Origin of the sequence: Sporosarcina cyprini (genome assembly GCF_022048975.1) — a bacterium.
Classification (GTDB): Bacteria; Bacillota; Bacilli; order Bacillales_A; family Planococcaceae; genus Sporosarcina; species Sporosarcina cyprini.
Map to the genome: position 1 here is coordinate 253,238 of NZ_JAKMHX010000038.1, position 24,749 is coordinate 277,986.

A 24,749-nucleotide genomic window follows, 5' to 3' on the forward strand; every position below is an offset into this window, starting at 1 on the left:
TTCATTGTTTCCCCCTTGATATCATGTCTAGAATTGCCGCTCTTACGTAAACACCGTTTTCAACTTGCTTGAATATGCGGGAACGTCCGCATTCAATTAAGGAATCTGCTATTTCTACATCTCGATTGACTGGTGCCGGGTGCATGATGATTGCTTTCTCTTTCATCATCGACTCCCGATCAACCGTGAGTCCGTACTGTGCATGATAGCTTTCTTTCGTCAGTGACGTTTGCTCATCATGCCGTTCATGCTGAACCCGAAGGAGCATAACGACATCACTTGTTCTAATGACTTCATCCCAACAATCTACACAGTCAAACTCTCCAGCCCACTCTGGCGGGCAAAGGAACGTAACTTCCGCGCCAAGCCGTTTCAGAGCATCCGCATTGGAACGGGCTACCCGGCTATGGGCAACATCCCCTGCGATCAATACTTTTAAGCCTTCAAAACTGCCAAACTCCTCTTTGATCGTGTACAAGTCTAGTAAGGACTGCGTCGGATGCTGGCCAGAGCCGTCACCCGCATTGATCAATGAAACATTAACGTTGTCGAGCAGCGGCTCATAATAACCATCTTCCGGATGCCGGATAACCAATGCATCCAAGCCGATCGCTTCCAACGTTTTCACCGTATCGTAAAGGCTCTCTCCCTTTAATGCACTGGAGAATCCAGGTTCGAACGGAAGGACATCAAGACCCAATTTCAACTCCGCCATCTCGAAACTCGTTTTAGTTCTTGTACTCGGTTCGAAAAACAAATTACTGATTATGTATGGAGATGGTGTTCGACGAATTCCATATTTCTTAAATTGCTCTGCACGTTCCAGGATCATCATGATTTCGTCAGTTGAAAGATGTTTCATAGATAGTAGATGTTTCATTTTTGTTCCCTCCTAATTGTTCAACCTTCGCCTGCTTTGTTGTGTCGTCATATGTTCCATGCTTATGAAAAAACGAGCCTTTCCAGTGGTGGAAAGGCTCGTTTAAAGAGACGGGTCTGCCATTCCCCCAATAATTAGGGGCATGTCACCGTCAATCGAACCTTTCCTTGCCTCTCTGGACAATGTTAAAAGGTCTTACTTATTCAGTTTCATCCATCATTGTTTCGTTCTTTCTTCCAGGAAGCACAAGGTTCAAAACAACTCCGACAATCGCTGCCAGCGCCATGCCGCCTACTTGGAATGTTTCACTAATATGGATGGAAGCGCCGCCTACTCCAATGACAAGGATAATGGAAGCGATGACCAGATTGCGCTGTTCTCCGAAATCCACCTTGTGATCTACCAGCATCCGAAGTCCGGATGAGGCGATGATACCGAAGAGGAGAATGGACACGCCGCCGAGAACCGCAGTAGGGATCGTTGTGATGGCAGCCATCACTTTACCCATGAAGGAAAACAGGATGGCGAATACAGCTGCGCCGATAATTACATAAACGCTATATACTTTCGTGATTGCCATAACCCCAATGTTTTCACCGTAAGTCGTTTTCGGAGGTCCGCCGAGCAATCCGCTTATGAAAGTCCCTAATCCATCACCAAGTAATGAACGGTTCAATCCTGGGTTTTTAATGAAATCCCGTTCCACAACCCGTCCGAGGACAAGCTGGTGTCCAATATGCTCAGAAATGGTTACGATAGCGATCGGCACCATGATGGCGAGCAGTGTTGGCGTGATGACGAATTCATAATCGACACCTGGGATCAGGAACTCAGGAATTTGGATGAAGTCCGCTTTTTTAATCGGTGCGAAGTTGATGATGCCGATTTGCCAAGAATACAAGTAGCCAACAACAATTCCGATCAATACCGGCATCAGGCTAATGACGCCTCGGAAAAACATCAGGCAGATAATCGATGTCAGCAGTGTAACAAGTGCTGCAGAAAAATGGAGAAGGCTGTACGTTTGAACGCCGTCCACTTCAATCATGCTGGCCATTTGCACAGCTACCGGCGCTACGCCGAGTCCGATTACCATAATGACCGGCCCTACCACAACCGGCGGCAGGATTTTCATAATCCATCGATAACCGGTTTTCCATATGACCAGCGACACGAGCGCATAGACCAGTGCGACAAACAAGCTTCCGATCATGGCACTTCCTATACCGCCTGTATTCGTCGCCGCAATAATAGGTGCAATGAAGGCGAATGATGATCCTAAATATGCAGGCACTTGAAATCTTGTGACCAGCACGAATACTATTGTTGCAATTCCACTCGTTAATAAGGCGATCGCCGGACTTAAATCTACTAACGTTGGCACTAATATTGTCGCTCCGAACATGGCAAACATATGCTGCAAGCTAAGAACCAACCATTTGCCCGCTTGAGGTCTTTCATGTACATCCAAAACTTTGTCGCTCATGTTCCTGTACCTCCGTTACCCAATTCTCTATTTAATGTGTATAGTGACGCCATCTTTGCCGTCTTCTTCATTGACATTGACGACAACGCGCTCTTCGCTCGATGTCGGGATATTCTTTCCGACAAAATCGGGCCGGATCGGTAATTCACGATGGCCCCGGTCTACAAGCACCGCAAGTTGAATGGCGGCAGGCCGGCCCAAATCCATAACCGCGTCCATCGCGGCGCGGACTGTTCTGCCCGTATAGAGAACATCATCCACAAGAATCACTTTTTTATTGTTAACGTCGTGCTGAATATCTACTTGGTGCACTTCCGGTTCCTGGCTTTCATGTTTGAGTTGCAAGTCATCCCGATATAACGTGATGTCTAACTCACCCGTAAGAATTGGCCGGCCTTCGATCTGTGCTATCTTGTCCGCAAGACGTTTTGCCAATACAGCCCCTCTTGTTTTAATTCCGACCAGAATACATTCGTCAATTCCCCGATTCCGCTCAATGATTTCATGTGCAATCCTTGTGACCGCCCTTGCGATGGCTTGTTCATCAAGAATACTAGCTTTTTCTACCAAATCGCACCCCTCCGATTGTTCAATTGATTTCATAAAAAACCCTCCAGCCATTTATGGCGGGAGGGCATACGTACAGAAAAATTCATACACGAATTGCGCGCAGCAATTCTACTGTACTTCCGTGCAACCTTCCCAGCCTCTCTGGACTGTCTTTAAAGGTATCGCTATTCATTTGCTGTGATTAGTATACTGCCATCTATTTCCGATGTCAATGCTTTTCTTCTCGCATTTTTTCAAGCAGTTGCTGGAAGTCCTCCGGCAATGGCTTGGAAAACTCCATATATTCACCCGTTGAAGGATGGTCAAAGCCGATGATGCCGGCATGAAGGACTTGTCCGCCGAAGTCAATTGTCTTTTTCGGCCCATACTTCGGATCACCTGCAAGCGGATACCCGATATATTTCATATGCACACGGATTTGATGAGTCCGGCCCGTCTCCAACCGGCATTCAACTAAAGTGAAATCACCGAAGCGTTCGAGTACTTTAAAATGGGTCACTGCATGCTTGCCATGATCAACAACCGTCATGCTTTGACGGTCTCTCGGATCCCGTCCGATCGGAGCATCAATCGTACCGTTATCATGCGGGATATGGCCATGTACAAGCGCAGTATAGACACGGGTCACGGTTTTAGCCACTAATTGGTTAACTAGAGATACGTGTGCCTTATCGTTCTTCGCCACCATCAAAAGACCTGAAGTATCTTTGTCAATCCGATGGACAATACCAGGGCGCAGGACGCCATTGATGCCGGATAGATCCGTACAGTGATGCATCAAACCGTTTACGAGCGTACCGGAAAGATGGCCTGGCGCAGGATGGACGACCATGCCGCGCGGCTTATTGACGACGAGCACATCGCTGTCCTCATATACGATATCCAAATTAAGATCTTCCGAGACTATATCCAGTTCTTCAGGTTCAGGCTCCGTAACTGTTACGAGATCACCCTGTTTTACTTTCATATTGGGTTTTACGGTCATGTCATTTACTAAAACAGCCCCGTCCTTCACCCACTGTTGAATTTGCGTGCGAGACCAGTCTGGATTATAGAGGGAAAGTGCTTTATCAATTCGATTCCCTTCCAGCTGCTCTGTTATTTGTATTTCGTGTTGTTCCATTAAGACACCTTTTTCTTATTCTTTTTTTCTTCCGCTATGACATGAATAATGATTAATACGACACCAATCGTTAATGCGGCATCTGCCACATTGAAAATCGGGAAATCATAGTTAATAACTGGAATGAGAACGTCCACAAAGTCGACTACTTCCTTGCGCCAAATCCGGTCTATGAAGTTTCCGATGGCACCACCGAGCAGAAACATGAGGCTGATTGCAAACAGGCGATTCGTTTTGCCTTCCTTCTGGAAGAAATAAATGATGCCCACGACAACCAGCAGTGTCACCACATAGAATAGCCACATTTGCCCTTCCAGCATCCCCCATGCCGCACCTCGGTTACGGTGCGATAAAAGCCCGATATATGGGTCCCAGATGGTGATTTTCTCACCGAGTTCCATATTTTTCACAACAAGCCATTTTGTCAATTGATCCAGCAGGATGACTACAATGGCAATTCCGTAGTAAATAACCACTCAACTAAACCCCCGTCCGACAGATTCTGATTCATTTTACCACAAAAAGAAGGAGGAAATGAAATGTGAGTCAAAACAAGATCGCTATATCAAATAATTTTTCATTCAAAAAACGGCGGAGGTCCTGATCGGTTCCTCCGCCGTTCCTTGTAAAATTATTTTATTGCAGCTGCTACTCTCACACGTAGTATGTTTTCACGACGTTTGCGCATCGTGCACAAAGTGCTGGGTGTTCAGCATCCGAACCGACTGTTTCAGAAATGGTCCAGCATCTTTCACATTTCTCTCCGTCCGCCTTCTCAACTAGGACGCTTGCGTTATCCAATTGCAAGGAAGCCTCTGGCATTTGATCCATCGCCCCTTCTTCAAATTGAGAGACGATGAAGAACTGCGCCAAATCGATATCTCCAGCATCCAAGATGCCTTTCATCTTGTCCGGCAAGGCAACGGTCACTTTCGCTTCAAGTGATTTTCCGATCACTTTTGCATTCCGTGCCTCTTCCAATGCTTTCAATACATCATCACGCACGAGCATCAATTTTGCAAATCGCGCACGAAGCTCTTCAGCACCTTCCAGCTCTAAGCTTTCCGGCATATCGACCAATTGAACACTTTCTTCCTGGACGTGTTCCAAATAAGCCCACATTTCATCTGCAGTATGCGGAAGAATAGGTGATAACAGTTTTAATAAAGTGACAAGCGATTCATACATAACCGTTTGCATTGCACGGCGATGTGGATGATCTTTCCCCTCGATATAAACAACATCTTTCGCAATATCAAGATAGAACGAACTCAATTCATTCGTACAGAAGTTGTTCACTGCATGATAAACATCTGCAAAATGGTACGTTTCGTATGCATTGTGCACTTCCTTGATCAAATCTTGCAATTTCACATACACGTATTGATCGACTGGCCGCAAGTCTGCGAACGTCACGCTGTCAACAGATGGATTGAAATCCGACGTATTGCCGTGCAAGAAACGGAGTGTGTTCCGGATTTTACGGTACACTTCAGACACTTGCTTAAAGTTTGAATCGGATACCCGGACATCTGCCGTATAGTCGACAGAAGAAACCCATAAGCGTAAAATATCCGCACCGAGTTGATTTACCACTTTCGCCGGAACGATCGTGTTGCCGAGTGATTTACTCATTTTTCGGCCTTCGCCGTCTAGTGTGAAGCCATGGCTCAATAACCCTTTGTAAGGTGCAATGCCGTTGATGGCAACACTTGTTGTCAAGGAGGAGTTGAACCAGCCTCTGTATTGATCGGATCCTTCCAAATAAAGATCCGCAGGGTAAACAAGGTCATCGCGCTCTACTAAGACACCTTGATGTGTTGAACCGGAATCGAACCAAACGTCCATAATATCCGTTTCTTTTGTAAACTGTCCATTTGGGCTGCCTTCGTGTGTAAAGCCTTCTGGCAGAAGTTCTTTCGCATCCCATTCAAACCAAATATTTGAACCATGCTCTCGGAACAATTTTGCTACATGTGCAATCGTTTCGTCCGTAATGATTTCTTGGCCGTTTTCCGTGTAGAATACAGGGATCGGAACACCCCAGACGCGCTGGCGGGAAATACACCAGTCTCCGCGGTCACGTACCATGTTATAAAGCCGAGTTTCGCCCCACTCCGGTGTGAACTTCGTATTGCGGATCGCTTCAAGCAATTCACCGCGGAATGATTCGATGGAAGCAAACCATTGCGCAGTCGCACGGAAGATGACAGGCTTCTTCGTACGCCAGTCATGCGGATACGAGTGTGTAATGAAAGAAAGCTTCAAAAGCGCGCCGACTTCATCCAATTTCTTCGTCACTTCTTTGTTTGCATCCTCATAAAACATACCTTCGAATCCAGGAGCTTCGTCCGTCATGACACCACGGTCGTTGATCGGTGAAAACGCCTCAATTCCATATTGCTTGGAGACATAAAAATCGTCTTCCCCGTGTCCCGGAGCTGTATGGACACAGCCGGTACCCGCTTCAGCCGTGACATGCTCTCCTAACATAACGAGAGAATCACGATCATAGATAGGATGTTTCGCAATGACACGATCCAAATCGGACCCTTTGATTTCTTTTAGAACTTCATATGTTTCCCAGCCAATATCTTTCGCCACATGTTCAACGAGGTCTTTCGCAAGCATGTACTTTTCCCCGCCCGTCTCGACGACAGCGTACGAGAATTCAGGGTGCAATGAAATTCCTAAGTTTGCAGGAATTGTCCATGGTGTCGTTGTCCAGATGACGATTTTCACATCTTCCTCTACGACCCCGCGGCCATCTTTGATCGGGAATGCAACATAGATGGATGGTGATTTCTTATCTTTATATTCAATTTCCGCTTCAGCAAGTGCAGATTCACTGGACGGAGACCAATAGACTGGCTTAAGGCCTTTGTAAATATAGCCTTTCTTCGCCATCTCGCCAAACACTTCGATTTGTCTAGATTCAAACTCAGGCTTCAGCGTAATATACGGATTCTCCCAATCGCCACGAACTCCGAGCCGCTTAAACTCCGTACGTTGATTATCAATTTGGCTATATGCATAGTCTTCACACATTTTCCGGAATTCCGCTACAGATAGCTCTTTCCGGTTAACCCCTTTATTGACCAGTGCCTGTTCAATCGGAAGGCCGTGAGTGTCCCAGCCTGGAACATAAGGCGCATGGAAGCCGGACATCGACTTATAACGGACAATCATGTCCTTTAACACTTTGTTCAGTGCATGCCCCATATGGAGGTCTCCATTTGCATAAGGAGGTCCATCATGTAAAACGAAGAAAGGACGACCTTCCGTGCGCTTTTGCACTTTCTTGTAAATGTCCATTTCTTCCCATTTCTTTTGCATTTCCGGTTCTTTGTTCGGCAAATTACCGCGCATCGGAAAATCTGTCTGCGGCATGAGCAACGTATCTTTGTACTCCATCAAAATTCCTCCTCAAATGTTTTAAATCATATTTATTGAAACCGCACCGAGCCCGAGAAACAAAAAAATCCCCGTCCCCATAAAGGGACGAGGAATGAGTCTCGCGTTACCACCCTAGTTGCAATGGACGATTGCCCACTGCCTCTCAGCCACCGTAACGGGGTGTTCCGGGATTGCGTTTCTTCAATCCGGCTCCAGAGTGATTTTCGTCTCCGTATCTACGTCCGGGCTTCCACCAACCCCGGCTCGCTATGCGTGAATATCGGAAAGTACTGTCTCTTTCAATGCCTGTCGTTCATTATATGCACATTATTATAGTTGTGAATGAAAAGAAAAGTCAAGCTTTCATTCCTGATCAGCAGCCGCTTCGAGCTTTTCTGTATCTGGAACATATTCCATCAGGCGATCCCAATCCTCTGTCTTGATTAAATCAAGCTGCGCTTCGATCAGCATTTTGAAACGGTTTCTGAAAACTTTGGACTGCTTTTTCAAATCTTCGATCTCCAGAGCGATCCGGCGTGCTCTGGAAAGTGCTTCGTTAACAATCCGGTCTGCATTCTTTTCCGCTTCTTTAATAATCAACTTGGATTCTTGCATCGAATTGCGTCTCACGTCCTCAGCAGCCTCTTGGGCAATAAGGATTGATTTTTGGAGCGTTTCTTCGATCGAGTTGAAATGCGAAATCTGCTCCTTCGTTTCTTTCAGGTCACTTTTCAATTTCTTATTCTCATCCAAGACATTTTCATAGTCTTTCATAATCTGTTCCAGAAACTCGTTCACTTCATCTTCATCATATCCGCGGAATCCGCGGCTGAATTCTTTATTATGTATGTCAAGTGGTGACAGTGCCATCTAGTGGATCTCCCCTTTCAGGTATTCTATTCTATTATACATACTGGCAGGAAAGAAAGCAGTAGTTTTTCGCTCGATTGTCTGAAAAATCATTCTAACTTACCAATATTCAGACGAATTTTGTCTTTCTTTGTCCTGCCTTCAATCGTCAAAATTTTAAATCTGCCTGCCCCCCTGATCGAAATCATATCCAATTCATTGATTTCAAAAGACGTTTGATCACGGGTCGTCCAATTGACTTTTACCTTTTCTCCGTGTATTAATGCAGAGGCTTTTTGTCTTGCACAATTCAGCAAGGAAGCCACAATGACATCTAAACGAAGCGAACTTACGATATGCAAACTTTCCAGCCATTGTTCGGTCGATGCTAACAATTTTTCAGGTGTGTCGACAGAATCTAGCCTGACTTTCGAGCGGCCGACTGAATCAAAATTAGCTCTCAAGTAATCCTTCATCTCGTTTGCCACAGCCAGCTGAGCCTGTCCATTGTCAATTAGAATATCGCCGAACTTTGACCGATCGATGCCAAGCGCCATTAATGAACCTAAGACATCACGATGCTCCAATTGGACAAACTTGGAAGGGTAATGAATTTCAAAGACTGAAATCTGATAATCTTCTGGTGCAGGCTCATAATAATCGGGATATAGAAGAACACGCTGCCTCTCCGCTTCTCGGAATCCTCCATCTGAAGAAGAGAGCAATCCGGCTCCTTGTGAGATCGTCTGCAATATAAAACGCTGCCTTGGATCTAAAAATCCCGTCAGCTTCGGAGAATACGTATTCTCTACTTCATTAACCCAGCCAGACGCCATTTCGATGAAAGGCTGTTCATCTTTTCTGAAATGCTGAATGATCGAATCCATGTCGAAACTCCTTTTTGCTCTCTATATAGAAAAATCCTCACCCAATTGTGAGGACTGTACAGCTTTATCCCTTAGAGGAGAGAATTTATTATGATCATGAAGACCTGCGCTAGGCCTCTTCCGATAAGGTTTAGCGCGAACAGCGCAACCAAAGGGGAAAAATCGATCATGCCAAAGGGCGGAATGAATTTACGGAAAAACCCTAAATACGGTTCAGCGATTTTCCCAAGTAAGATCCCAATCTTTGTTTCCCTGGAAGCAGGTACCCATGACATTAAAATATAGATCACAAGTAGAATACTGTAAATATTAATACCATACATAATTAGTTGAAATAGTTTATATAGTAACACGGCCATTATGACTGTCACACCTCATTTAATTTCTATCGTTCAAAATAATCGGTTATGGAGCCGGCTACTTCGACGTTTTCTGGGACGCATAAGAAGATATCCGTGCCGATCCTTTGGATGTCGCCTCCAAGTGCGTAGACGGTTCCGCTTAGGAAATCGACAATGCGGACTCCCTGATCTCTTTCGATCCGTTGCAGATTGACAACGACAGCACGCTTGTTCTTCAAGTGCTCGGAAATATCCTGCGCTTCCGCATACACCCGCGGCTCCACCAAAATAACTTTTGAGGATTTTTGGATGCTTTGCAAGCTCACAATATTGCCAGTCGGCTGAGGTTCGTTTGCAGTCTGCTTTCTAGTATTCACACGTTTAGGAGGTTCCTGCACTGGTTGCTGCACTTGGACGGAACGTTCTTGCTCAAATTCCTCTTCGTCCTCTAAATAGAACCATTTCTCGAATCTTTTCTTCATGCTCACTGTTATCCCTCACTCTCTGTCCCGACTAACGCGGTTCCGATTCTGACATGAGTCGCGCCTTCTTCAATTGCAATTGTATAGTCATTCGACATGCCCATGGACAGCAACTGGCATGGAGCATGATCCAGCTGCTTTGCTGCCATTTCATCACGCAGCTCCCGTAGCGAACGGAAAACCTGGCGAATGAAATCCGTATCCTCCGTAAAAGGCGCCATTGTCATTAAGCCGACAACACGGATTTTATCGTACACAGCAAGATCTTCTAAAAATGTACCGACCTCATCAGGAGTTAAACCGGATTTGCTTTCCTCTCCTGAAACATTGACCTGGACGAAGCAGTCGACCGGTTGATCTGCCCGTTTCTGAATCTCTTTTGCCAATCCGAGGCGATCCAAGGAATGCAAATAATCAATTTCATTAATGAAATCCTTCACTTTTCTGCTTTGCACATTTCCGATGAAATGCCAGATGACATGATCTGTAATCGCTTGCCGCTTTCCTAGAAGCCCTTCAGCGCGATTTTCGCCTAAATGGACAATCCCATCGGCGATAACTTCCTTTGCCCTCTCAGCAGAAACCTGCTTTGTCACCGCGACAACCGTAACGTCAGAAGGCTGGCGTCCGCTTCTTTCACAAGCAGCTATGATTTCTTGTTCAATATGATCAATTCGACTCTTGAGTGCGTCCATACAATTATCACTACTTTTCTTCTACTTTGCTTTATTGTATCAAGCAAACACGCACATATCAACGTTTAGCTTATCCGTTCTCACTTTTCTTTCCAATTAAAACGATATCTTTTCCGATCGTCACCACTTCTGCATACTTGACCTGTTTCAAATCTTTCATTTTTGAATCAGAAAAAAACGACCGCTCTGCACCTCCTACATGCAGTGAATCAACCTTGCCACTTTTAATGTCAATTGTGGCGTCTTGGACAAATCCTAAAAATGATCCTCTTCTCACTTCGATGACTTCCTTCTTCTGTAAATCTGTAAATTTCATTGCCTCTCCTCCCTTCTTACTAAGATATGAAGGAGCCGGCAAAAAAAGCAATAGGACAAGCACTAGATCGAAGAAGAAGCCTTTTAGAAATAACCTAGCTGCTAATTGTGATTTTTAAGGAGTAAAAAAAGATTTCCGAGTAACGAAAAACAACAAACAGATCTGTGTCTACTGTCGAGAGCAGACCAATTGAGCATAACAGTTCCTAAACTGCGCATAATTAAACGACAGCATAGCTGCCACATGTTTCCCCGTTCTGCTACAAAACATCCAAAAGGCGATTGGAATGAATCCAACCGCCTTCAACTTGCCATTTTCATTTTTTACTTTCCATGCCATCACGTATGATTTTGATTGCATTCTTCTCAAGACGGGAGATTTGAGCTTGGGAAATGCCGAGTTCCTTTGCAATCTCCGTTTGGGTCTGGCCCAGATAGAACCGTTTTGAAAGTATCAGCTGCTGCCTTTCACTCATCTCGGATACTGTTTCTTTCACAGCTACATAGGTGAGCCATCGTTCTTCCGATACGGTTTTGTCCTGCAACTGATCCATAATGAATACCGGATCGCCACCATCGCTGTTCATCGGCTCATGAAGTGACATAGGATCTTGAATCGCATCTAAGGCAAATAAAATATCATCTTCCGGGATGCCGGTCGCTTCAGCCAAGTCCGATATCCGGGGTTCTTTTTGGTGTTCGTTAATATATTGCTCTTTTGCCTTGATCGCTTTGTAGGCAATATCCCGTAAGGATCGGGAAACACGGATTGCATGATGATCACGCAAATGCCGTTTGATTTCTCCGATGATCATCGGAACTGCATATGTTGAAAACCGGACGTTATGTTTCAAGTCGAAGTTATCAATCGATTTTAGCAAGCCGATGCACCCGACTTGGAATAGGTCATCCGCCTGTTCACCGCGATATGCAAAGCGTTGAACGAGGCTTAGTACTAATCGTAGGTTTCCGACGACAAGTTCTTCCCGAGCTGATTCGTCACCGTTTTGAAGCCGAATAAAAGTTTCTTTCATCACTTCGTTCGACAGTAATGGCAAGTTGGACGTATCGATACCGCAGATTTCCACTCTAGTACGCATCATTCGCTTTTCCTCCGCTTTCTGTAGATGACTGTAGTGGATAGTTTGTCCTCCGAATTACAGAATATGCGAAAAAGGGAAGCGCCAATTATAACCATCAGGCAATCGGATGATTCAATCGATCACGTAAATCCGATATGATTTTCTTCTCAAGCCGGGAGATATACGACTGGGAAATGCCTAATAACTCCGCCACTTCCTTCTGCGTCATTTCAAGCTGGCCCGTCAGGCCAAACCGGCATTCCATAATATAACGCTCTCGTTCATCGAGCAGCATGATCGCTTCAATCATATGCTGCCTTTCCAATTTTTTTTCGACATCATCAATGATAATATGCTCATCCGTACCCAGAATATCAGATAACAGCAATTCATTGCCGTCTGCATCTGAATTCAGAGGCTCATCAAAGGAAATTTCTGATTTGGTTCGGTTCGTTTTGCGCAAGTGCATAAGAATCTCATTTTCAATGCATCTTGAAGCATAGGTAGCCAATTTTATGTTTTTGTCGCTTTTGAATGTCTCAATCGCTTTGATCAACCCGATTGTCCCGATACTGATCAAATCCTCGATATGAGTATTCGTATTGTCAAAACGTCTTGCAATATAGACGACTAGTCGAAGATTCTTTTCAATTAATGTATCTCTCGCTTCCATATCGCCTTCCATGAATGCACGGATTGTCTGCGCTTCTTCTTCCCTCGTCAATGGCTTCGGAAGTGATTCATGGCCCCCAATATAAAAGGTGCCCCGTTTTCTCCGGAAAAAACTTGTTAAGATCGACAACCAACTCTTCAACTTATACCACATGCGCAGTTCCCCTTTCCTTTGATATGGACTCCATAGCAGAAACGTGTAATATTGCGTCCGCCCCATCCGGATAACGATTGTCCTCTTTTGTCAGCACGAGATAACCGGGTTGCAATTGATCACCCTCATCCAATCTCCACCACTCGTACTTAAATCCGATTGCCCAGCTTACTCCTTGTACTGTAGTAAGGCGGATCAGCCGGATCCCTTTTTGATATTCAGCTGGAAAAGAACTTACATTAGCCAGTTTTTTCGGGTTCCATTGTTCGAGCGGGCCAATTAAATCCTCTGGGATCATCTGTTTTACCGCCCGATAGGAAACGAAATGCACCGGCGCTCCTGTCATCGGCTCTGTACAACTATTGCCGGTGTCAATGAACACCTGCATCCGAATGTCTTGTTTCCATATTCGCAGAGTTGACATGCAAGCAAAGTCATCCATCTGCTTAGCCACACGCACATCCAGCCATTTTCCTTTAAAGATTGATAATGAAATGAAAGCAATGAGTGCACTAAGAAAGACAGAAAGGTAAGCCGGCAGCGGAAAGGACTGTGCGGAATAAACGGTCAGCAGGCCACCGGAAAACAAGGCACCCACTAAGACAATTCCTACCGCTTTCCGCCATACGGCCAAGGCTTTCCCAAAAGCAAAAAATGTCATGAGCAGAAACGAGATAATCATGCTGATGAAAGAGGATGAAAATAATGTGACGGGTAAGGCACCTGCAAAGGAGGCGAACCAAAGTCGTCCACGGGCGGCCTGCAGGTTTCCTGTCTTGTTCGCAAAAGAAAGCACGGCAAAATTAAAAACCATATTAATCGCGATGATCAGCTCACCATACATGAACCACCCTCCCTTGATGGTTAGGATAACACTTGGTCCATGAAATGTTTGTCGGAATGGGAATTTATTTTCTTCGATTATTCGACAGGCCACATATTACAGATGCCTGGTTCAGCCTCTTTCGTTTCACCTAGTTACAGACAAAAAAGGACTCCCAGCCGAAATAGCTGGAAGTCCTTTCTTATTGATTTTATTGTCTGCGCTGGCGGTTCCGCAAGAACGTCGGAATATCGAGCGCATCCTCATGCTGATTCGTTTGCTGCGGTTGCCGCTGCGGTTCGGATTGCGTGTGGTGCTGAAGCGGTTCTTCCCGTCTTGCAGGAGCGGCTTGCTGGGCAGGCTGCGCTTCCCGTTGACGAGTGCTGCTAAAACCTCCACCTCGGTTGGAACGCACTTGTGTAAGTTGTTCCTCATTAAAGCCAGTGGCAATGACTGTAACAATGATTTCGTCTTTCAAATCGTCATTGATGACCGAACCGAAAATCATATTAACATCTTCATCCGATGCAGACGCTACGATATCCGCAGCTTCCTGCACTTCAAACAAGCTTAGGTTGGAGCCACCTGTAATATTCATGATGACGCCTTTTGCCCCATCAATGGATGTTTCAAGCAATGGGCTGGAAATGGCTTTTTTCGCCGCTTCCGCCGCACGATTTTCGCCAGTCGACATACCGATACCCATTAAAGCAGAGCCTTTATTGGACATGATTGTCTTGACATCCGCGAAGTCCAAGTTGATCAGACCTGGCGTGGCGATCAAGTCGGAAATACCTTGTACACCTTGTCGAAGTACGTTGTCCGCCTCACGGAACGCTTCCAGCATCGGTGTATTTTTATCGACGATTTCGAGCAATTTGTCATTTGGAATGACAATAAGTGTATCGACCGATTCTTTCATCGCTGAAATTCCGCCGATTGCTTGAGTCGAGCGTTTCCTTCCTTCGAAAGTGAAAGGACGAGTCACGACACCGACAGTCAATGCACCAAGATCTTTTGCCACCTGGGCGATAACCGGTGCGGCACCTGTGCCTGTTCCGCCGCCCATGCCAGCTGTAACGAACACCATATCAGCGCCGCGCAGAGCTTCCTCAATCTGTTCCTTGCTCTCTTCTGCTGCTTTCTTACCAACTTCAGGATTGGCCCCTGCACCAAGACCTCTCGTGAGTTTTGCCCCAATTTGAAGTTTAACGCTTGCGTGTGATAGCTTAAGCGCTTGCGCATCAGTATTGACCGCAATAAATTCCACGCCTTGCACTCCATGCTCAATCATCCGGTTTACCGCATTGTTTCCGCCTCCGCCTACGCCAATCACTTTAATGACAGCAAGCGAGTCGATATTTGTATCAAAATCTAGCATCCGTCTCTCCTCCTAGTTCTCTTAACAAAGTAAAATTTCGCAGTCACTCGAAAAATCCATCAAAGAATTTTTTCGTTTTGCTTATCAATGATGATTTCTTCTCTCTCGGACGGTCATTTGCTTGTTTCTTCACATTGACTTGTCCTCGTTCAATTCCTTCATCCACCACAGTTGCAGGAGAGGATGGGGATACTCCGAAGTAAGCATCTTCCATGTAAGCATATCGGATGAGACCCACCGCCGTTGCATACATCGGTTCACGAACACCGATGTACTCTGGCGTATGAATTCTAACCCTAGTTTTCAAAACGTGGCGGGCCAGCTGTAAGATGCCCTCCAGCTTTGTTGTGCCGCCAGTCAAGACGACGCCACCCGGCAGATCACGGATGCCCATTTGATAAAACTCTTCGAGCACAAGGTCAAATAGCTCTTCAAGCCGGACCCCAATGATCTCCGATATGTATCTTTGACTATACTGATCTTTGGAATCCGCTCCAATGACCGGTACTTCAAACAGCTCATCATCGGACGCATCATCATAGAAGGCATGTCCATATTGATGTTTGATCTTTCTTGCTTGTTCTGTCGGTGTTTTCAAAATAATTGATAAATCTTTTGTGAGATGGTCTCCACCGACCGGAAGAACCGATGTTGTAATTAAACGGTTGTCCCTAAAGATTGAAATTGTTGTTGAACCGCCACCGATATCGATAAAAGCGGTACCGTGATTTTTTTCATCATCCGTTAATGCAAAGGTGCCTGCCGCAAGCGGCTGCAAATAGATTTCTCGAATCGTCAGGCCTGCACGTTCCACGCAGCGCAAAATATTATGCACCAATGTTTTTGATGTTGTAATTAACGTACCGTCCATTTCAAGCCGGACGCCAATCATGCCTCGCGGATCTTTTATTTCATCATAATCATCCACAATAAACTGCTTTGGAATAATATTGACAATTTCTCGTTCCGGCGGGACAGACATCACTTGCGCGGATGTAATGACGCGACCTAAGTCATCATCCGTAATTTCACGGTTTTCGGAATTGACTGCGACGACTCCCTTGACGTCTTGCAAAATAACGCCATTCGCAGGAATTCCAAGGATCACATCCCGGATTTGCATACCGGTCATACGTTCTGCTTGGTCAACCGCTTTACGGATTGACTGCACAGTCGCGTCAATGTCAATGATCGTCCCTTTCCGTATGCCAGCGGATTGGACGTTGCCCACGCCGATAACATGCAGGGATCCGCCATTGACTTCCCCGATCAGTACTTTGACGGAAGAAGATCCTATATCAAGTGATACATAGATAGTAGATTGACTCAATTACATGGCACCTCCCATAACAACTCTTACATTCCATTCTATTGTATTATAGTCGTATTGTCTAAATATTTTCGCCATCGGCAACCCAAATCCTTTCATTTCAAATCATTCGCCTCAGAAACCTTCCCCCGATCCGTCCATTTGGTCAGAAGGATCCTACGAATAACCGCTATATTTTGGAACAATCTGACTCCAAATGCAAATACCGCAGCCAGATACAGATCAACGCCCAAATGCACGCCAAGGAAGGCAAGCGCGGCTGCTAACGCGATGTTAAAGAAAAATCCGGAAATAAACACTTTGTCATCATAAATATGTTGGAGATGTGCCCGGATGCCGCCGAAAAGTGTATCCAATGCAGCCAATACCGCTATGGATAAATAGTTTGCATAAATTTGCGGTATCTGAATATCTGATAGAAGACCAAGCGATATTCCGAGCAACAGTCCTAATAACGGCAACCACATTGTCATTCCCCTTTCGGAAGTTCTTCTAAATACAGATTTTCAAATTTTTCTGGCCATCCGCGGATTGCTACCTCTTCCTGCGGCTCACTAATTTCCATGATCAGGTTTTCCAAGTAAAAGTCATCATGGATGGATGAAGCCAGCAGATAATTATAGAGCTTTTCGCAATCCTGTTTTGTTTGTGTCACAATCTTTATTTTGAAAGGCGGAGTAGCGACATCCAGACCATTAACGGCCGTCATGCCATTGATGTCCCGTATGGAACTCAGTATGGTATACCGTTTCCCGTCAATTTCAAGATCATGGCCTTTGAATCGGTTCAAGTCGTTGACAAAACGGTTGAGCAAGTCTGATGAAATGCTCGTGATTGGCATTCCATACGCGATGCTTTCGGGAGAAGGCTTAACCTCTATAATGAGCCCGGGTCCCTGTAAATCTGTCTCACCTGCTTGCTGACGCAGTTTATCCACCGTATCCGCCAATGCTTGTCCCGTATTCTTTTCCGTCATCGACTGATAGGACGCAATCGTCTTGTCCAACTCACGGATTTCTTTCAACAGTTCGGAGTGCGTCTTCTTCTCCTCCGCCAATTCTTGGCGGATTGCCCATATATCCCTTGTATCACGTTCCTCAGGATGTTTGACCGTATTATATTGGATGGACACCATAAAGCCGATGATGAGCAGGACGACTGAAAATTTCCAACCGATCGATCTCTTCAATTGTTACCGTCCCCCCTTCAGCCATTTTTCTTATCTTTCATTCCGCAGTGCAGGCAACCGAATATCTTTCAGCTGTTCCAGTGTTACAACGATGTTTTCCCTTGCCAGTCCGTCCAGTACGCCGCCTTTCAAACTTAATGCCGAGGAGAGGACATCTGAATCCCCTACAGCCTCGATGACGAATGGCGCAGGAAATGTTCTTCCGTCAATCGTAATGACGGGGCCTGTACACTTAATAGACGAATTGGAAGTGATCCGTTGACCATTGATCGCCAGCCCTTGGGCTCCTGATATCCGCAACTCATTAATGACTCGCAAAATATGGGATTCATGAACAATGTAATCATTCGGATTCTGTTCAACCGGATTGTAGTCAGCATCTTTCAATGTAACTTTTACGCCAGATCCAGTAGACGGTATGGCGCCAAGCAGAAGCCGCAAGTCTTGTGCTTCTTCTACAAGCCCTTCATGATCCTTCTCCTTTTCAGAAAAAGATTGTTCTGCCTTCCGGATCACCTCTTGCTTGGAAGCTATTTCGTCAGCCAGCTCTTTGTTCCTTTCCTGCTGCTCGATCAGTTCTTCCCGGTATCGTTCCTCCTGCATGAGGGAAGGGTATTGATAAGACTCCTCATCGTGCTGATTGCCCAACATCCGGTAAGAAAAAGCGAAAATGAATCCTAGAACAAGAAAGACTAACGGAAACAGAATGTGCCGTCCCCCTTTCCGCTTATCGTCATTCGGTTTCTTCTTCATCCACCTCACCTTCCTTTCCAGTCCCATACGCTTCGCTAAACGGAGTGAAGAAGGTGCCGACTTCCATATCGATTATACCTTTTTCATAGCCTGATAACTGCGCAGTAATTTCTGGATAATAATCCATCTTCTCTGCCAGCGATGGGATCTCCGCATGTACTTCATATCCATCGTCCATATAAATTACCAGACTGTCCGGATCGACCTCATCTCCCGCATAAATGATCTCTGAAATCAACTGCGAGACATTCTTGTCCATTTTCAACATTTGTTTAATAATTCTTTTTGCTAGTTCTACGTCATCCACGTTTGACAAAATGGGAACATCCGGCTTCACCGTCCCGGCATGAAACGCCTTCCCATTCTCCAGCAAAATGCTGTACTGGCCTTTCTTTTCTAAATACGCGACAGTTTTCCATTCTGTGATTGAAATCTCAACATCATGGAACCACTTCCTCGAAACTTTTGCTTGTTTTACGCCTTCCAGCTTTCTTAGTGAATGCTCAGCCTCATCCATTTTAAATCCCCACAAGGAGCCATTTGTTTCAATCCCACTTTCCTGTATATAGAAGTTCTCGTCCTGCAACTCAGCGCCTTTCACATGAACGGTGCCGATTTTACTTAGTGGCGATTGGAAATAAAGCAGGAATAGAAGGGCAATACAGAACACAGCCAATATGAAGATGAACTTTTTATTCGTTTTTCTTCGGCGTTTTTCACGCATGGATGGTATTCTGTCTTGAATATCTATGACTTTGTCCATATTGTCCCCTCCTTATCTACTTTGTTCCCGATAGAATGCAAAATGCAAAATGGTACCGACTGCCATCCAAGTTGTCAAAAGAGAGGATCCTCCATAACTGATGAAAGGCAATGTAACTCCTGTGACTGGTAATAGTCCTGACACGACACCGGTGTTTAAAAAGGTTTGAAAAATGATCATTGATGCCATCCCGGATGTAATGAGAAACGCATGGAACGTTTTTGTTCGTATGGCAATGCCGAATGCCGAAAACAACAAGACTCCAAACAGGATTAATAACGTTGTTGCTCCGATGAACCCGGTCTCCTCTGCGATGATGGAGAAGATGAAGTCATTTTGAGGTTCAGGCAAGTATAAATACTTTTGACGGCTATTCCCGAAGCCATGCCCAAACAACCCGCCAGGCGCGATGGCAAATAAGGATTGAATGCCCTGAAATCCTTTTCCTAACGGATCGCTCCAAGGATCAATATAAGATTTAATCCGATCCATCCGATAGGCGGCAGAAGCGATCAGGACAATAAATGCACCTACTCCGCCGACACCTAGCAGCCCAAAAAACGTTAATGGATAGCCAGCAATGAACAAGATGACGAACGCAGATACAATCATGATGACGGCTGAGCCTAAATCAGGTTGCATCATAATCAGAGCGGCTGGCAGCAAAATGAGAACAAAGTGCTTGATTTCAAAAGGATTTTTTCCGCTCGGCTTTCTCATGCTGCAAGCCAGCTTGCCAATGAGCGCCACCTTCACAAACTCCGCCGGCTGTATGCTAAAAGGTCCGAGAGCAATCCAGCTTTGCGATCCGTTCCGAACCGCACCAATGCCAGGAATCAGCACTGCAGCTAGCAAAATAATCGCAATGTAGTAGAAATAGGTCCAAAATGTCGAGTTCGACAGAAGAGGACTTTTCATCATCAGGTAGGCAACCCCGAATGATATTGCCATATAGATTCCTTGTTTGACAATGAACGGTGACGAATCGGCATAATGGATTTTTCCCCAGTAAGAACCTGCCGAATGGACAAAAATAAGCCCGATGAACGACAGCGCCACTGCCGAAATGACAAACGCCGCTTTCAGTTTCTGCTCCAGTGAACGCATCCTTCCGTTTTTAAAATAAGAAAAGCCGCTCTACAGCTTCATGACCGCTTCTATGAACGCATCCCCCCGCTGTTCAAAGTTTTTATATTGATCCCAGCTTGCGCAGGCGGGAGAAAGCAAAATTACGTCTCCTGGCTCCGATTGCCCGTACGCTTGCTGGATCGCATCATCCATCGTGCCAGCTGCAGTAATTTGCGAGATACCACAGGAGGAGGCAAACTCATTAAAACGCTCTGCCGTCTCCCCTACTGCGATGACGGATTTGACATGCGTCATATGAGGCCGTAATTCCTCAAAGCTATGGCCCCGGTCTAACCCGCCCGCAATTAAGATCGTTGGCAATTCAAATGAAGAGAGCGCGCTCTTTGTAGCCAGAGTATTGGTTGCCTTGGAATCGTTATAAAACTTGCGGCCTTTTATTTCTTTCACAAATTGCATACGATGGCGGACGCCTGTAAATGAGCTCAAAACATCCTCAACCGTTTCCTTATCGCAATCCATCAAAATAGCTGCAGCAGTTGCTGCCAGTATGTTTTCAAGATTATGCCTGCCCGGCAGTTTGATCATGGCGCGCTCCGCATAAGGCTCGCCTTTCCAATAAATAAATTGTTCATCTGCAGAGATGCCGCTTTCTGTTCGCCCTGAAAGCGAGAATGGCACCATCGTAGCATGACTGTCTTTCCTATGTTCCAACAGCTCAGGCTGATCCGCATTATAAATTAAATAATCCTCGGCAGTTTGGTTCTTTGTAATATTCGCTTTCGCCTGTGCATAAGCCTCGGGCGAGCCATGATAGTCCAAATGGGCATCGTATAAATTCGTCCAAATGGCAATATGCGGCTTAAACATCTCTGTTCCAGCCAATTGAAAGGAGGAAACTTCCATGACAATCAACTGATCAGAATGTGCTTCCTGCGCGACAGAAGTAGCAACCGTTCCGATATTTCCAGCTATCAGCGGTTTCTTTCCGCCAATATTTAAGATATGGAAAAGAAGTGTGGTAGTCGTCGTTTTACCATTCGAACCTGTTACGGCTATAACGGGGGCTTCGCTAATCCGGTAAGCGAGTTCCACTTCTGTCCAGACCGGAATCCCCTTTTGAATCGCTTTTTCAATAACTATGTTTGAATAAGGGATGCCCGGGTTTTTCACAACGAGGTCAAAGCCGAACTCCAGGATTTCAGGCGGATGTCCTCCACATATGACTTCAATTCCTTTTTCTTTCAAGAGGTGCGCTTCTTGATTCCCCTCTTCAGGAGATGCATCGTTGACTACAATCTCTGCGCCCGCTTCATGAAGCATATTGGCGGCAGCGAATCCACTTTTTGCAAGTCCAAGCACGAGAACTTTCATTCCTGAAAATTGATCGGGATTTTTCATGATAACACCTCCAACATGACTGGCAATAAGGCCGAGAGTAAAGCAACTCCCCAGAACACAACGACAATTTTCCATTCCGACCAGCCGGACAATTCAAAATGGTGATGAATCGGGCTCATTTTAAACACACGTTTGCCAGTCAATTTAAAGCTTGCCACCTGAATCATTACGGACAATGTCTCAATGACATAGACAAGGCCAATCAATAGAAGGAGCAGTTCCTGTTTAACGAGAACAGACAACATAGCCAGCGCCCCTCCCAGTGCGAGAGATCCGGTATCTCCCATGAATACTTTCGCCGGTTTCATGTTGAACAACAAAAAGCCGAGCATCGCTCCCGAAACGACAAAAGCAAACATCGCAATATCGTATTGTTCATAAAACAACCCATGCACACCAAAAGCAGCAAATGCGATCGTGGATGTACCAGCGACGAGACCGTCTAAACCATCTGATAAATTGACTGCGTTAGAAAAACCTACGAGCCAAAAGACGAGAAACGCGACGTAAAATACGCCCATCTCGAGTTTAATATCAGTGAAAGGGATCTGCAATGTCGTATCGAACGGCCCCATTTTCAACAGGAAGAAAGCTGCAATGGCAATAATGATTTGGCCGATCAATTTCTGGATCGATGTCAAGCCCAGATTCCGCTTCATGACGACAATGATGAAGTCATCTAAAAATCCGATAATCCCGAAACCGGCCAGCACAAGCATCAAGACAATCGTCTGAGTAGTCAACACATCTTCATATATGTATGATAAAACGAACATTGAAATGATGATCGAAATCAGGAAAATAAGGCCGCCCATCGTCGGCGTACCTGCCTTCTTTTGATGAGCTTCCGGGCCTTCTTCCCTTATACTCTGGCCAAATTTCAACTTTCGAAGTATTGGTATGACAGCAATACCAATGATTGCTGTCAATACAAATGTAACGGCGATTGCCGATAAAGTAGTGACGAGTGTCATAGTAAGTTCTCCTTAATTGTTTTGAAACAAGATCTTCTATCATCTTAAAGTAAATATTGATATCGCGCTATAATTTTTTACCACTTATACTTGGAAGTCCCCACTCTTTTTTCCATACGATCGATGAGGACTTCCTAGCAAGACACAGATATTCTTAACTCATTCCGTATACAAATGGATGACATCATCCACTTGCATCAAAGTGTCTGCAGCAGGCAGCTGATACTTCACTTCTTCGCCATCCCCATGCCACTCAATCCGGTACGTATGCAGCTGTCTCGCAATCATTCCTTTCGTCATGCCTGTAAGATCTGGAACACGATGCGTAAGTGGGTCACCCCATCTGTATTCTTTCTCCAGCTGACCCTCTCTTTTTGTTATGCCAGCCAAAGGTGCGATTTCCTCAATGATTCGTCCCACAATGGGAGCCGCGATGACACCGCCGAACTGAATCGAGTTCTGAGGACTGTCCACTGCGACATAGACGAGCAGCTCCGGATCATCCGCTGGTGCAAAACCAATAAAGGAAACGATATAGTCTCCATCTTTATATGTGCCGTCGACGACTTTCTGGGCAGTCCCTGTCTTTCCACCGACCCGCAAACCATCTGTAAAGGCGTTCCGGCCAGAACCGTTTGCGACTACAGACTCCAATGCTTCCCGCACCTGTGCTGATGTCTCCTCGCTTATGACTCTTCTTTTTAATTCCGGCTCAAATGACTGAATCGTGTTCCCTTTCTCGTCCTTTATCTCTTTTACGATATAAGGCTTATAAAGATTACCCCCATTGATGGCTGCTGAAACAGCTTGCACCTGCTGGATTGGTGTAACTGATATCCCTTGGCCAAACGCAGTGGTCGCTTGTTCAACAGGACCGAAGGCTTCTTTGGAAAATAGGATTCCCTTCGCTTCGCCCGCTATTCCTGAATTAGTGGATTCACCGAAACCGAAATCTCGAATATATTTATCCAGTCTTTCACTTCCAAGGCGCTGACCGATTTCAATGAAACCGGGGTTGCATGAATTTTCCACAACCTCCAAAAAGGACTGATGTCCATGACCGGAACGCTTCCAACATCGTAATTTCGCATTTGCTACCATGGAAAAGCCCGGATCATTAAAGTGATCATTATGTAGATCGATGACCTTCTCTTCCAATCCGGCAGCCAGCGTAACAATTTTAAATGTCGAGCCCGGTTCAAATGTCATCCAAACCGGCAGATTTCGGTTGTAAATCGATTGATCAGCTTCTTGGTAATTGGCGGGATCAAAAGTCGGAAAAGAGGCCAGCGATAAAATTTCACCAGTTTTCGGATTCATAACGATGCCGAGCGCTTGCGCCGCATCATACTTTTCCATCGCCTGCATTAATTCCCGTTCCACGATCTGCTGCATTTCCAAATCAATAGTCAGTTCAACTGTAGCACCGTTTTTCCCTGTTTGGAACCCGTCATCTACATGAGGGAGCGGGATTGTCCTTGCATCCGTATACATCCGGATGACATCTCCTGTACCTTTAAGAAATTCATCATATGCAAATTCAATTCCTGCAAGGCCATCACCATCGTAGCCAGTAAACCCGATCAGACGGGCCAGTAAATCTTTATATGGGTACGTACGGATAAAATCTACGCCTGTATACAGCCCTTCTATTTGAAGCTTGGCAATTTCATCTGCTTGTTCCTTCGTAATGTTCTTGCCTTCAGGCGCCAATTTGTTCATGTATCCCTTTTTCGACATTTTTTCAAGTAATTTTTCTTTATCAGCTCCTAAAATCGGGGCCAGAAGGGCTGCACTCTTTTCAATGTCCTTGTTTTGGGATGGCATAAAATACAAGGTAGGGGCCAATTGATTTCCCACAATCATCTTGCCATTGCGATCATTAATATTCCCCCGAACGGCACCAAAGGGTATTTCCCTGTCCCAATTCGCTTCCGCTCTTTCTTTCAACCATTCGTGCTTAATAATTTGTACATGAAACAGCTTTCCGACAACTAGCAGCAATGCAATGAGAAAGAGGACGAATACAGCGCGGATTCTCTTTTTCGATTGAATGGTAATGGCTTTTCGCAGGACTCCACACCTTCCGTTTTTTATAACAACCTATGAATGTGTGG

The 24,749-nt window shown here is 45.4% G+C and carries 25 protein-coding genes and 1 other annotated feature; all 25 genes read right to left on the minus strand.

Translation table 11 applies throughout. The features are described from left to right. Position 1: 1 nt before the first annotated feature. The 25 genes from L7D49_RS19800 to L7D49_RS19920 all read right to left on the minus strand — a co-directional run bounded on the left by L7D49_RS19800 (position 2) and on the right by L7D49_RS19920 (position 24,705). Positions 2-880, minus strand: coding sequence for an aspartate carbamoyltransferase catalytic subunit (locus L7D49_RS19800; RefSeq protein WP_238084203.1), 879 nt, complete (start codon positions 878-880; stop codon positions 2-4). Positions 881-1,079: 199 nt separating this feature from the next. Continuing rightward, a complete protein-coding gene (locus L7D49_RS19805; RefSeq protein WP_238084205.1) occupies positions 1,080-2,366 on the minus strand; it encodes a uracil-xanthine permease family protein in 1,287 nt (428 codons plus the stop codon). Between the two features lie 27 nt (positions 2,367-2,393). After that, positions 2,394-2,969: a bifunctional pyr operon transcriptional regulator/uracil phosphoribosyltransferase PyrR gene (pyrR, locus tag L7D49_RS19810; RefSeq protein WP_238084208.1), complete on the minus strand. Its 576-nt coding sequence runs from the start codon at positions 2,967-2,969 to the stop codon at positions 2,394-2,396. Positions 2,970-3,144: 175 nt separating this feature from the next. Continuing rightward, entirely contained in the window at positions 3,145-4,059 is a 915-nt protein-coding gene (locus L7D49_RS19815; RefSeq protein WP_238084210.1) for an RluA family pseudouridine synthase, read from the minus strand. Continuing rightward, the gene (gene lspA / locus L7D49_RS19820) at positions 4,059-4,535 is read right to left on the minus strand and encodes a signal peptidase II (protein ID WP_238084212.1); all 477 of its coding nucleotides are present in this window, start codon (positions 4,533-4,535) and stop codon (positions 4,059-4,061) included. Before lspA ends, L7D49_RS19815 begins: the two co-directional genes overlap by 1 nt. Before the next feature lie 178 nt (positions 4,536-4,713). Continuing rightward, positions 4,714-7,473, minus strand: a complete 2,760-nt coding sequence (gene ileS / locus L7D49_RS19825) for an isoleucine--tRNA ligase (protein WP_238084214.1) — start codon at positions 7,471-7,473, stop codon at positions 4,714-4,716. 80 nt (positions 7,474-7,553) lie between these two features. After that, positions 7,554-7,767 (minus strand) — a binding site (T-box leader). A 51-nt stretch (positions 7,768-7,818) separates the two neighbouring features. Further along, on the minus strand, positions 7,819-8,325 hold the full coding sequence (locus L7D49_RS19830) for a DivIVA domain-containing protein (RefSeq protein WP_238084216.1): 507 nt from the start codon (positions 8,323-8,325) through the stop codon (positions 7,819-7,821). An 89-nt stretch (positions 8,326-8,414) separates the two neighbouring features. Beyond that, positions 8,415-9,191, minus strand: a complete 777-nt coding sequence (locus tag L7D49_RS19835; RefSeq protein ID WP_238084219.1) for a YlmH family RNA-binding protein — start codon at positions 9,189-9,191, stop codon at positions 8,415-8,417. A gap of 71 nt (positions 9,192-9,262) precedes the next feature. Then, entirely contained in the window at positions 9,263-9,550 is a 288-nt protein-coding gene (locus L7D49_RS19840) for a YggT family protein (RefSeq protein ID WP_238084222.1), read from the minus strand. Positions 9,551-9,576: 26 nt separating this feature from the next. Continuing rightward, a complete protein-coding gene (locus L7D49_RS19845) occupies positions 9,577-10,020 on the minus strand; it encodes a cell division protein SepF (RefSeq protein ID WP_238084225.1) in 444 nt (147 codons plus the stop codon). A gap of 2 nt (positions 10,021-10,022) precedes the next feature. Beyond that, on the minus strand, positions 10,023-10,709 hold the full coding sequence (locus L7D49_RS19850; RefSeq protein ID WP_238084227.1) for a YggS family pyridoxal phosphate-dependent enzyme: 687 nt from the start codon (positions 10,707-10,709) through the stop codon (positions 10,023-10,025). Between the two features lie 70 nt (positions 10,710-10,779). After that, positions 10,780-11,025, minus strand: a complete 246-nt coding sequence (locus L7D49_RS19855; protein ID WP_238084228.1) for a PRC-barrel domain-containing protein — start codon at positions 11,023-11,025, stop codon at positions 10,780-10,782. Positions 11,026-11,341: 316 nt separating this feature from the next. Next, the gene (gene sigG / locus L7D49_RS19860) at positions 11,342-12,124 is read right to left on the minus strand and encodes an RNA polymerase sporulation sigma factor SigG (RefSeq protein ID WP_418895913.1); all 783 of its coding nucleotides are present in this window, start codon (positions 12,122-12,124) and stop codon (positions 11,342-11,344) included. 97 nt (positions 12,125-12,221) lie between these two features. Then, on the minus strand, positions 12,222-12,932 hold the full coding sequence (gene sigE, locus L7D49_RS19865) for an RNA polymerase sporulation sigma factor SigE (protein WP_184206871.1): 711 nt from the start codon (positions 12,930-12,932) through the stop codon (positions 12,222-12,224). Further along, positions 12,922-13,776: a sigma-E processing peptidase SpoIIGA gene (locus L7D49_RS19870; RefSeq protein ID WP_238084232.1), complete on the minus strand. Its 855-nt coding sequence runs from the start codon at positions 13,774-13,776 to the stop codon at positions 12,922-12,924. The genes sigE and L7D49_RS19870 overlap by 11 nt, the downstream gene beginning before the upstream one ends. Before the next feature lie 190 nt (positions 13,777-13,966). Next, a complete protein-coding gene (gene ftsZ, locus L7D49_RS19875) occupies positions 13,967-15,136 on the minus strand; it encodes a cell division protein FtsZ (protein ID WP_238084234.1) in 1,170 nt (389 codons plus the stop codon). 43 nt (positions 15,137-15,179) lie between these two features. Further along, the gene (gene ftsA, locus L7D49_RS19880) at positions 15,180-16,466 is read right to left on the minus strand and encodes a cell division protein FtsA (RefSeq protein WP_238084236.1); all 1,287 of its coding nucleotides are present in this window, start codon (positions 16,464-16,466) and stop codon (positions 15,180-15,182) included. A 95-nt stretch (positions 16,467-16,561) separates the two neighbouring features. Beyond that, the gene (locus L7D49_RS19885) at positions 16,562-16,933 is read right to left on the minus strand and encodes a small basic family protein (protein ID WP_238084239.1); all 372 of its coding nucleotides are present in this window, start codon (positions 16,931-16,933) and stop codon (positions 16,562-16,564) included. Positions 16,934-16,935: 2 nt separating this feature from the next. After that, positions 16,936-17,655: a DUF881 domain-containing protein gene (locus L7D49_RS19890; RefSeq protein WP_238084240.1), complete on the minus strand. Its 720-nt coding sequence runs from the start codon at positions 17,653-17,655 to the stop codon at positions 16,936-16,938. A gap of 30 nt (positions 17,656-17,685) precedes the next feature. Next, entirely contained in the window at positions 17,686-18,408 is a 723-nt protein-coding gene (locus L7D49_RS19895) for a DUF881 domain-containing protein (RefSeq protein WP_238084243.1), read from the minus strand. Beyond that, on the minus strand, positions 18,389-19,171 hold the full coding sequence (locus L7D49_RS19900) for a cell division protein FtsQ/DivIB (RefSeq protein ID WP_238084246.1): 783 nt from the start codon (positions 19,169-19,171) through the stop codon (positions 18,389-18,391). The genes L7D49_RS19895 and L7D49_RS19900 overlap by 20 nt, the downstream gene beginning before the upstream one ends. 12 nt (positions 19,172-19,183) lie before the next feature. After that, positions 19,184-20,278 carry a putative lipid II flippase FtsW gene (gene ftsW / locus L7D49_RS19905; protein WP_238084248.1) on the minus strand — a complete coding sequence of 365 codons (1,095 nt, stop codon included), beginning with the start codon at positions 20,276-20,278 and terminating at the stop codon, positions 19,184-19,186. A 30-nt stretch (positions 20,279-20,308) separates the two neighbouring features. After that, positions 20,309-21,658 (minus strand): UDP-N-acetylmuramoyl-L-alanine--D-glutamate ligase, encoded by a 1,350-nt coding sequence (gene murD / locus L7D49_RS19910; RefSeq protein WP_238084250.1) that lies wholly within the window; start codon positions 21,656-21,658, stop codon positions 20,309-20,311. Then, positions 21,655-22,632, minus strand: coding sequence for a phospho-N-acetylmuramoyl-pentapeptide-transferase (gene mraY, locus L7D49_RS19915; RefSeq protein WP_238084252.1), 978 nt, complete (start codon positions 22,630-22,632; stop codon positions 21,655-21,657). The genes murD and mraY overlap by 4 nt, the downstream gene beginning before the upstream one ends. Positions 22,633-22,791: 159 nt before the next feature. Continuing rightward, positions 22,792-24,705 carry a penicillin-binding transpeptidase domain-containing protein gene (locus tag L7D49_RS19920; RefSeq protein WP_238084370.1) on the minus strand — a complete coding sequence of 638 codons (1,914 nt, stop codon included), beginning with the start codon at positions 24,703-24,705 and terminating at the stop codon, positions 22,792-22,794. Positions 24,706-24,749 lie beyond the last annotated feature (44 nt).

Bases quoted from the DNA above. Each gene is read 5' to 3' on its own strand.
- L7D49_RS19800 (WP_238084203.1), bottom strand. From the start codon at position 880: ATGAAACATCTACTATCTATGAAACATCTTTCAACTGACGAAATCATG.
- L7D49_RS19805 (WP_238084205.1), bottom strand. From the start codon at position 2,366: ATGAGCGACAAAGTTTTGGATGTACATGAAAGACCTCAAGCGGGCAAA.
- pyrR (WP_238084208.1), bottom strand. From the start codon at position 2,969: ATGAAATCAATTGAACAATCGGAGGGGTGCGATTTGGTAGAAAAAGCT.
- L7D49_RS19815 (WP_238084210.1), bottom strand. From the start codon at position 4,059: ATGGAACAACACGAAATACAAATAACAGAGCAGCTGGAAGGGAATCGA.
- ileS (WP_238084214.1), bottom strand. From the start codon at position 7,473: ATGGAGTACAAAGATACGTTGCTCATGCCGCAGACAGATTTTCCGATG.
- L7D49_RS19830 (WP_238084216.1), bottom strand. From the start codon at position 8,325: ATGGCACTGTCACCACTTGACATACATAATAAAGAATTCAGCCGCGGA.
- L7D49_RS19835 (WP_238084219.1), bottom strand. From the start codon at position 9,191: ATGGATTCGATCATTCAGCATTTCAGAAAAGATGAACAGCCTTTCATC.
- L7D49_RS19840 (WP_238084222.1), bottom strand. From the start codon at position 9,550: ATGGCCGTGTTACTATATAAACTATTTCAACTAATTATGTATGGTATT.
- L7D49_RS19850 (WP_238084227.1), bottom strand. From the start codon at position 10,709: ATGGACGCACTCAAGAGTCGAATTGATCATATTGAACAAGAAATCATA.
- L7D49_RS19855 (WP_238084228.1), bottom strand. From the start codon at position 11,025: ATGAAATTTACAGATTTACAGAAGAAGGAAGTCATCGAAGTGAGAAGA.
- sigG (WP_418895913.1), bottom strand. From the start codon at position 12,124: ATGCGTACTAGAGTGGAAATCTGCGGTATCGATACGTCCAACTTGCCA.
- sigE (WP_184206871.1), bottom strand. From the start codon at position 12,932: ATGTGGTATAAGTTGAAGAGTTGGTTGTCGATCTTAACAAGTTTTTTC.
- L7D49_RS19870 (WP_238084232.1), bottom strand. From the start codon at position 13,776: ATGTATGGTGAGCTGATCATCGCGATTAATATGGTTTTTAATTTTGCC.
- ftsZ (WP_238084234.1), bottom strand. From the start codon at position 15,136: ATGCTAGATTTTGATACAAATATCGACTCGCTTGCTGTCATTAAAGTG.
- L7D49_RS19885 (WP_238084239.1), bottom strand. From the start codon at position 16,933: ATGTGGTTGCCGTTATTAGGACTGTTGCTCGGAATATCGCTTGGTCTT.
- L7D49_RS19895 (WP_238084243.1), bottom strand. From the start codon at position 18,408: ATGAAGAAGAAACCGAATGACGATAAGCGGAAAGGGGGACGGCACATT.
- L7D49_RS19900 (WP_238084246.1), bottom strand. From the start codon at position 19,171: ATGGACAAAGTCATAGATATTCAAGACAGAATACCATCCATGCGTGAA.
- ftsW (WP_238084248.1), bottom strand. From the start codon at position 20,278: ATGCGTTCACTGGAGCAGAAACTGAAAGCGGCGTTTGTCATTTCGGCA.
- murD (WP_238084250.1), bottom strand. From the start codon at position 21,658: ATGAAAAATCCCGATCAATTTTCAGGAATGAAAGTTCTCGTGCTTGGA.
- mraY (WP_238084252.1), bottom strand. From the start codon at position 22,632: ATGACACTCGTCACTACTTTATCGGCAATCGCCGTTACATTTGTATTG.